The following is an 8175-nucleotide window of genomic DNA, read 5'->3' on the forward strand; positions in this document are numbered from 1 at the left end:
CAGTTCCTCGTCGATGTCGACGCCGTGGCCGGGGGTCTCGCCGCAGAACAGCTCGCCCGCCGCGAAGCGATAGTCGTGCGGGAAGACCGCGTCGGTTTCCTCGGTGTGGCGCATGTATTCCTGGATGCCGAAGTTCGGAACCCAGGTGTCGAAGTGCAGCGCCGTGCCCATCGTCACCGGCGAGAGGTCGGTCGCGCCGTGGCTGCCGGTGCGGATCTGGTAAAGCGCGGCAAGATCAGCGATGCGGCGCAGGTGCGTGACGCCGCCCGCGCTGACGATCGTGCAGCGGATGTAGTCGATCAACTGGTTCTGGATCAGGTCCTTGGCGTCCCAGATCGTGTTGAAGATCTCGCCCACCGCCAGCGGCGTCACCGTATGCTGGCGGATCAGCCTGAACGCCTCCTGGTTCTCGGCCGGGGTCACGTCCTCCAGCCAGAACAGCTGGTACGGCTCCAGCATCTTGCCGAGGTTCGCGGCTTCCTGCGGGGTGTAACGGTGGTGACCGTCATGCAGCAGGTGATGGTCGAAGCCGTACGTCTCGCGCAGCTTCTCGAACAGCTTGGGCACGTAGTTCAGCGCCTTGCGCGTGTCCCAGCCGGTGACCGACGGAAGCGCGGCGTCGGCCGGCTCGTAGAACAGCTTGCCGCGCCCGACGCCGTAGGCATCCTTGATGCCCGGCACACCGGTCTGCGCGCGGATCGCCTTGTAGCCGAGATCGATGTACTGGCCGACCGCATCGACCGTCTCGGCGATGTCGGCGCCGTTGGCATGACCGTAGCACATCACGCCGTCGCGGCTGCGGCCGCCGAGCAGCTGATAGAGCGGCATGCCCGCCATCTTGGCCTTGATGTCCCACAAGGCGACGTCGACGGCCGCGATCGCGCGCATCGTCACCGGGCCGCGGCGCCAGTAGGCACCGCGATAGAGATACTGCCAGATGTCCTCGATCCGGCGCGGGTCCATGCCGATGATACACGGAACCACGTGATCTTCGAGATAGGCGACGACGGCCTTTTCGCGCCCGTTCATGGTGGCGTCGCCGATCCCGTACACGCCCTGATCTGTCGTGATCTTCAGCGTCACGAAATTGCGACCAGGGCAGGTCACGATGACCTTGGCCGAAATGATCTTCACAACGTTCTCCCTTGAGAGCCGGGCGGAGCAACGCCCCCTGACTCGCTTTACTCCCCTTCCATATTGGCCCTACCTTATCGACGCAATACATCAGACAACTAGCTTGCGTGGAATAATGCCGGGGCGTTAGCCGTCACGCCATGCCCGGCAACAGGATTGCCATCAGGCGCTTTTCCTTCGGCCGAAAAATGACCTGACCAATATAAAGGGTTCTTCCGGCTGCAATTCTGAATGCCCTCCTCGATCGCTGCACGCGCAATGACAATCGAGGATCGTAGCACCGTCATTCCCGCGAAGGCGGGATTCAATCGAGCAGGACCACGGCCCGGGACGCAAATTTCGTGCGGTAGGCGCGCGGAGACAGGCCGAGCTTGCGCTGGAAGAACCGGCTGAAATAAGCCGGATCCGCGAAGCCGACCGAGAACCCGATCTCCGATACGGACAGGTTCGTGTAGAGCAGCGCCCGCTGCGCCTCCAGCAAGGCCCGCTCGTCGAGCATCTCGCCGGGCGAGCGTCCCGCCACTTTGGCGCAGGCAGCACGCAAGGCGGTCTCGCTCACCCCCAGCGCGGCGGCGTGGCTCGAGATCGGCTCGCGCAGGCGGAACCGCCGCTCGATCCGTTCGCGCAGGCGCGCGACGGTCGAGGCGTGGACACCTGCGCGCGCTCCCGCTGCCGCCGGCGCGTCCATGCTGCGGATGGCGACCACTAGCAGGGAGAGCATCGCCGCGCTGACCGCCGCGCGGTGCCCCACCGAAGCCCAGTTCAACTCGCGCACGAGGTCGGCGACGATCCGGCGCACGTGCTCGACTTCCCCGGCCGCGAAGCCGACCGCCCTTGGCCGCGCGAAGAGGTCGGCGAGGGTTTCGTCAGCAGCGTTGAGGTCGGCGACGTAGCTGCTGCCCACGGTCACGACGAAGCCCTCGCTGTCCTCCAGCCATTCGAAGCCGTGCACGGTCGATGCAGGCACAAGCAGGAAGCCCGGCGCCTCGATCCGCAGCAGGGCGCCGTCCGCCTTCATCGCTCCGCCGCCGGAGAGTAGAACGAAGATGTGGTTCAGCTCGAAATGCGCGTGCGGTTGGATCGTCCATTCGCTGGGGCGTGACCGGTCGACCAGCGCTTCGACGTGGACGAAGTCCTTGTGCACCAGCCTTGGCGCTTCTCCGTAGAGGTAGAAGGAAGGGACCGTATGCTTGCTCAAGAGCGCTTACCTTGCGGGCTGTCGTTTCATCCAAGTAATATGTCGGCGCTGCCATGTCCATCGGGGCCCGCGGGAGTAGGATGGCGGCACAGCACGGAGCTGCAGCGGCCCACGTCAACAAGCCCCTGACAGCTCAGGAGAGGATTTTCATGCGCACCAGCGTTGCCATCATCGGCGCCGGCCCGGCCGGTATGTTTCTCGCACATCTGCTTGCGGCAGAGGGCATCGACGCCATCGTCATCGAGCGGCGGGACCGGGCCTACGTCGAAGGCCGCGTGCGCGCGGGCGTGCTCGAACAGGTCACCACCGACCTGATGCACCGCCTCGGCCTCGGCGAGCGGCTCGATCGCGAGGGCCTCGTCCACGGCGGCACGCAGATCTCGCTCGACGGTTCGCTGTTCCGCATCGACATGGCCGAACTGACCGGCGGCAGCGCGGTGACCGTCTACGGCCAGCAGGAAGTCATGCACGACCTGTTCGAAGCCGCCCCCGCGCGCGGCCTGCGGATCGAATGGAACGCCGAAGACGTCACGCTGGAGGGCCTCGACACGGATGCCCCCGTGGTCCGCTGGCACAAGGACGGCGAGGCGCACGAGTTGCGCTGCGACTTCGTGGCCGGGTGCGATGGCTACCACGGCGTCAGCCGCGCCAGCATCCCCGCCGATGTCCTGCGTACCTTCGAGCGGGTCTATCCCTTCGGCTGGCTCGGTATCCTTGCCGACGTGCCACCCGCCGACCACGAACTGATCTACGCCAACCACGAACGCGGCTTCGCCCTCGCCTCGATGCGCTCGGCCACGCGCAGCCGCTACTACATCCAGTGCGGGCTGGACGAGAGCATCGAAGACTGGCCCGACGAACGCTTCTGGGACGAACTGTGCCTGCGCATCGGCCCCGAGGCGGCGTCGCGCGTGACGCGCGGAGCCAGCTTCGAGAAGTCGATCGCGCCGCTGCGCTCCTTCGTGTCGGAGCCGATGCGCTGGGGCCGCCTGTTCCTTGCCGGGGACGCCGCGCACATCGTCCCGCCGACCGGGGCCAAGGGTATGAACCTCGCGGTTTCCGACGTCATGTTCCTGGGTGAAGCGCTCGTCGAGCACTATCGCGGCGGCAGCCAGGCCGGGCTCGACGGCTACTCCACCCGCGCCCTCGCCCGGGTGTGGAAGGCGGAGCGGTTCTCCTGGTGGTTCACCTCGATAACCCACCGCTTCCCGGAAATGGACGGCTTCGCCCGCCGCATCCAGGCCGCCGAACTCGACTATATCCGCGGCTCGCGCGCCGCCCAGCGCACGCTGGCGGAGAACTACGTCGGGCTGCCGATGGGCACCGCCTGATGACAGCCCCTTCCAATCAACCCCGTTCCGGAGCCATGACCCGTGACTGAAGTTCTGCCCTATGCCCTTGAGGATGCTGGATCGCCGCCATCGCTCGTCCCGGATTACCGCTCGACGGGCCTGCGCAGCCCGTCGCTCGCGCCGCTTCCCCTGCAGCAGACGCTGACCGAGACGACCGGCCCGACCGGCTGCTGGGACCAGCTGATGGGCGGCGCGATGGCCGACCTCACCGCCCAGCACGAGGCGCCGCCGCAAGGCCAGCGCATCGTTGTCTCGGGCCGCGTGCTCGACGATCGGGGGCGGCCGGTGCCCAATACCGTGATGGAGATCTGGCAGGCCAATGCCGCCGGGCGCTACATCCACGGCAAGGACAACTGGGACGCGCCGCTGGACCCCAACTTCACCGGCGCGGGCCGCGTGATCACCGACGATCAGGGCCGCTACAGCTACACCACGATCCGTCCCGGCGCCTATCCCTGGGGCAACCACAAGAATGCATGGCGCCCGGCGCACATCCATCTCTCGCTGCTTGGCCCGGCCTTCTCGACGCGGCTCGTGACGCAGCTCTATTTCCCCGACGATCCGCTGATCGAGATCGACCCGATCGCCAACGCCGTGCCGATGCCCTACCGTAATCGCATGGTCTGCCGTTTCGACATCGCGACGACGGTGCCTAACTGGGCGCTCGGCTACCTGTTCGACGTGGTGCTCAAGGGCCGCGACCAGACCCCGTTCGAGGATGACCACCATGACCACTGATCTCGAAACCCGCAACGCCGCTCCCCGTAGCGACAACCTCGATCCCGCGCTGTTCGGCCAGACCCCCTCGCAGACGGTCGGTCCCTTCTTCCACTACGGTTTGCCGTGGAAGGGCGGCGCGGACCTCGTCGGCGCGTCCGAGATGGGCGCGCGGCCCGAGTTGTTCCCCGAGGCGCACTATATCCTGGGCGTCAGCGCGCCCAAGGACGCGCCCGAGGGCGAGGTGATCGCGCTGGCGGGCTGCGTCTACGACGGCAACGGCGATCCGGTCAGTGACGCGATGATCGAGATCTGGCAGGCCAACGCCGCCGGTCGCTATCGCAGTGCCGACGACCCGCGCGAAGACCTGGCGATCGACCCGAACTTCACCGGGTTCGGCCGCGCATCGACCGACGAGAGCGGCGTCTATCGCTTCCGCACCGTAATGCCCGGCCGCGTTCCGGGACCGGGCAACACGCTGCAGGCGCCGCACATCGCGGTTTCGGTGTTCGGGCGCGGGGTGCTCAAACGCCTGCCCACCCGCCTCTATTTCGAAGGCGCGGAGGGCAACGAGACCGACCCGGTGCTCGCTCAGGTCCCCGAGGAGCGCCGCGACACCCTGATCGCCCGCCGCCGCGAGGACGGGACGTGGTGGTTCGACATCGTCATTCAGGGCGAGCGGGAAACGGTGTTCTTCGACCTGTGAGCCGCCTCATCGCCCAGCGCGCCGCCGCCACGGCATCGATGCTCGCCGTCCATGACGACGCGGCGGTTATCGCCCATGCCCTCGCCTTCGAAAGCGCTTTGGCGACGGCGCAGGCGGTCGAAGGCGTGATCCCTGCCGGGGCCGCGCAGGCCATCGCGGCGGCCTGCGCCGCGCTGGAGATCGACCCGGCGGCGCTGGCCGAGGAGGCGGCGTTGGCCGGCACCCTCGCGATCCCGCTGGTGGCGCGCCTGCGCGCGGCGCTCCCCCCTGAGGTGGCCCCGCTGGCGCACAAGGGCGCGACCAGTCAGGATGTCGCCGATACCGTGATGATGCGGCAGGCCGTGGCCGCGCATGCGCTGCTGCAGGCCGACACCGCCCGCATCGATGCCGCGCTGGCCGCGCTGGCGCAGGCCGAAGCGGAGCGCCCGGCGATCGGCCGCACCTTGCTGCAGGACGCGCTGCCGATCGGCTTCGGCCTGCGCATCGCCCACTGGCGCGCCGGGATCGTCGAGGCCGCCGCGCGCCTTTCCGCCGAGATCGCCGCGCATGCCTGCGTGCAGCTGGGCGGAGCCGCCGGAACCCGCGCCGGTATGGACGGCAAGGGCGAAGCGGTCGCGCGCCGCATGGCCGCAGACCTTGGCCTGAGGCCGTCGCCGCCGTGGCACGGTCGGCGCGGCGGGGTGGCCGCGATCGCCGCTTCGCTCGGCATCCTGATCGGCGCGGCGGGCAAGATGGCGCGCGACGTTGCCCTGCTCGCCCAGAACGGCGTGGGCGAAGCGCGCGAGCCCGCCATCCCCGGACGCGGCGGCTCCTCCGCCATGGCCCACAAGCGCAACCCCACCGGCTGCCAGGTCGCCCTTGCCGCCGCCACCCGTGCGCCCGGCCTCGTCGCCGGCGTGCTGGGCGGCTTGCCGCAGGAGGAAGAGCGCGGCCTCGGCGGATGGCAGGCCGAAGCGCCCGCCCTCGCCGAACTGTTCTGCCTCGCCTCGGGCAGCCTCGATGCGCTGGCCGTGGTCGCCGAGGGGCTGGAAATCGACGCAGGCGCCATCGCCCGCAACCTCGACGCGGCCGGACCCGGCCGCGACATCGGCGAGAGCGCAGGCATCACCGCCGCGCTGCTGAATATCGAACGGAAAGGATAGACGTGCCCTTCGCAACGCATGACGGGCTCCGGCTCTACTGGAAGCTGGACGGCCGGACCGACGCCCCCGCGCTGGTGCTGCTCAATTCCATCGGCACCGACATGGGCCTGTGGGACACCGCGCTGCCCGCGCTGCTCCCGCATTTTCGCGTGCTGCGCATCGACACCCGGGGCCACGGCGCCTCGGACGCGCCCGATGGCGACTATACGCTGGCCGGGCTGGCGGCCGACGTCGCCGCGGTGATGGACGCGGCGGGCATCGCGCGCGCGGCCATCGCCGGTGTCTCGCTGGGCGGGATGATCGCCATGCAGATGGCGCTCGACGCCCCGGACCGCGTGGAGGCGCTGGCGCTCGTGTGCACCTCGGCGCACATGGACGTGGCCTCGTGGAACACCCGGGTGGAGACGGTGCGCGCGCAGGGCACGCAGGCCATCGCCGAACTCGCGATGGGGCGCTTCCTCTCGCCCGGCTTCGTGCGCAGCCATCCCGCGGTTGCGCAGGGCCTGCGCGCGAACCTCGTCGCCATGGCGGACGCGGGCTATGCAGGCTGCGGCGCGGCGATCCGCGACATGGCGCTGGCTGAGCGACTGCCCGCCATCGCCGTGCCGACGCTGATCGTCGGGGGCGACCGGGACACCTCGACCCCCTTCACCGGCCACGGCGAGCATCTGGCGCGCGCGATCCCCGGTGCCGAGGTGGTACATCTGGATTCCTCGCACCTCCCGCCGATCGAGAGCCCGGCCGCGCTGGGCGGCGCGCTCATCCGCTTCCTGACCGACCGCGCGGAGACCGATGCCGCAGCCCAGACCCTGTTCGAGGCGGGCCTGCTCAACCGCCGCCGCGTGCTCGGCGACGCATGGGTGGACCGCTCGCTGGCCGCGCGCACCCCGTTCAACGCCGAGTTCCAGGCGATGATCACCCGCATCGCCTGGCAGGAGATCTGGAGCCGCCCCGGCCTCGACGACCGCACCCGCCGCCTGATCGTGCTGGCCATCACCGCCAGCCTCGGCCGCTGGGAAGAGTTCGCGCTCCACGTCCGCTCCGGACTGCAGCAGGACGGCTTCACCCGCGAGGAGCTGAAGGAAGTGCTGATGCAGACCGCGATCTATGCTGGCGTGCCCGCCGCCAACACCGCTTTCGCCGAAGCGGGCCGGATCATCGCGGAGATCGACGCAGCCTAGGGTGTAACCCCAGATCGTCATTGCGAGCGCAGCGAAGCAATCCAGAGCTGTTCAGCGCCGCCCTGGATTGCTTCGCTACGCTCGCAATGACGAGGGGTGAGTCCATCCGATGCCATCACAAGCTACCATGTTCGTCATCCCCGCGAAGGCGGGGACCCAGCTGATGACGGTCCCACCCGCGAGGGCAGGAGATGGGTTCCCGCCTTCGCGGGAATGACTGTCTCGATCAGCACTCGACGTTTCGGAGCCAACTGTCCCTACGATTACGGCACAAAAAAATGGCGGCGCATGCGAGGTGCATGCGCCGCCATTTTCATAACCAATGCGTCCGGTCCGGCTTGGTCAGCCGGACCTTCGACACTACGCCGATCAAGCCGCCGTCTGGGCCGGAGCGAACTTGGTCAGGTCGATCCCTTCGACGGCCGCCTTGTACTCGTCCGCGCTCGGCGTGCGGCCGAGGATGGTCGAGAGCACGACCACCGGGGTCGAGGCGAGCAGCGATTCGCCCTTCTTGTTCGCGGTGTCCTCGACGACGCGGCCCTGGAACAGACGGGTCGAGGTGGCGAGGACGGTGTCGCCCTTCGATGCCTTCTCCTGGTTGCCCATGCACAGGTTGCAGCCCGGGCGCTCGAGATAGAGGATGTTCTCGTACTCGGTGCGGTTGGCGGTCTTCGGGTTGATGTCGTCGAATTCGAAGCCCGAGTACTTCTGGAGGATTTCCCAGTCGCCCTCGGCCTTGAGTTCG

General features: G+C 68.5%; 8 protein-coding genes. 5 read left to right on the forward strand and 3 right to left on the reverse strand.

Going from position 1 to position 8175, the window contains the following annotated elements:
- Both manD and LH128_RS29935 read right to left on the reverse strand, forming a co-directional pair.
- A partial coding sequence (gene manD / locus LH128_RS29930) for a D-mannonate dehydratase ManD (protein ID WP_008833441.1) occupies nt 1-1134 on the reverse strand: 1134 nt, incomplete at its 3' end.
- Nucleotides 1135-1438: 304 nt separating this feature from the next.
- On the reverse strand, nt 1439-2332 hold the full coding sequence (locus LH128_RS29935; protein ID WP_008833442.1) for a helix-turn-helix domain-containing protein: 894 nt from the start codon (nt 2330-2332) through the stop codon (nt 1439-1441).
- 149 nt (nt 2333-2481) lie between these two features.
- On the opposite strand from LH128_RS29935, the gene pobA reads away from it, so the two are divergent.
- From pobA to pcaDC, 5 genes are read left to right on the forward strand one after another with little or no spacing between them, the layout of a single operon-like run.
- The gene (gene pobA / locus LH128_RS29940; RefSeq protein WP_008833443.1) at nt 2482-3663 is read left to right on the forward strand and encodes a 4-hydroxybenzoate 3-monooxygenase; all 1182 of its coding nucleotides are present in this window, start codon (nt 2482-2484) and stop codon (nt 3661-3663) included.
- 42 nt (nt 3664-3705) lie between these two features.
- Nucleotides 3706-4422, forward strand: a complete 717-nt coding sequence (gene pcaH / locus LH128_RS29945; RefSeq protein WP_008833444.1) for a protocatechuate 3,4-dioxygenase subunit beta — start codon at nt 3706-3708, stop codon at nt 4420-4422.
- Nucleotides 4412-5107, forward strand: coding sequence for a protocatechuate 3,4-dioxygenase subunit alpha (gene pcaG / locus LH128_RS29950; RefSeq protein WP_008833445.1), 696 nt, complete (start codon nt 4412-4414; stop codon nt 5105-5107). Before pcaH ends, pcaG begins: the two co-directional genes overlap by 11 nt.
- Nucleotides 5104-6249, forward strand: coding sequence for a lyase family protein (locus LH128_RS29955; protein ID WP_008833446.1), 1146 nt, complete (start codon nt 5104-5106; stop codon nt 6247-6249). Before pcaG ends, LH128_RS29955 begins: the two co-directional genes overlap by 4 nt.
- 2 nt (nt 6250-6251) lie before the next feature.
- Entirely contained in the window at nt 6252-7430 is a 1179-nt protein-coding gene (gene pcaDC / locus LH128_RS29960; RefSeq protein ID WP_008833447.1) for a bifunctional 3-oxoadipate enol-lactonase/4-carboxymuconolactone decarboxylase PcaDC, read from the forward strand.
- A gap of 369 nt (nt 7431-7799) precedes the next feature.
- Here the strand turns inward: pcaDC and LH128_RS29965 are convergent.
- On the reverse strand, nt 7800-8175 hold a 376-nt coding region (locus LH128_RS29965), incomplete at its 5' end, for an aconitase family protein (protein WP_008833448.1).

This window comes from Sphingomonas sp. LH128 (assembly GCF_000293195.2).
GTDB classification, from domain to species: domain Bacteria; phylum Pseudomonadota; class Alphaproteobacteria; order Sphingomonadales; family Sphingomonadaceae; genus Novosphingobium; species Novosphingobium resinovorum_A.

What these genes read in the sequence shown, in the direction of transcription:
- pobA (WP_008833443.1), top strand. Translation starts at nt 2,482, where the DNA reads ATGCGCACCAGCGTTGCCATCATCGGCGCCGGCCCGGCCGGTATGTTT.
- pcaG (WP_008833445.1), top strand. Translation starts at nt 4,412, where the DNA reads ATGACCACTGATCTCGAAACCCGCAACGCCGCTCCCCGTAGCGACAAC.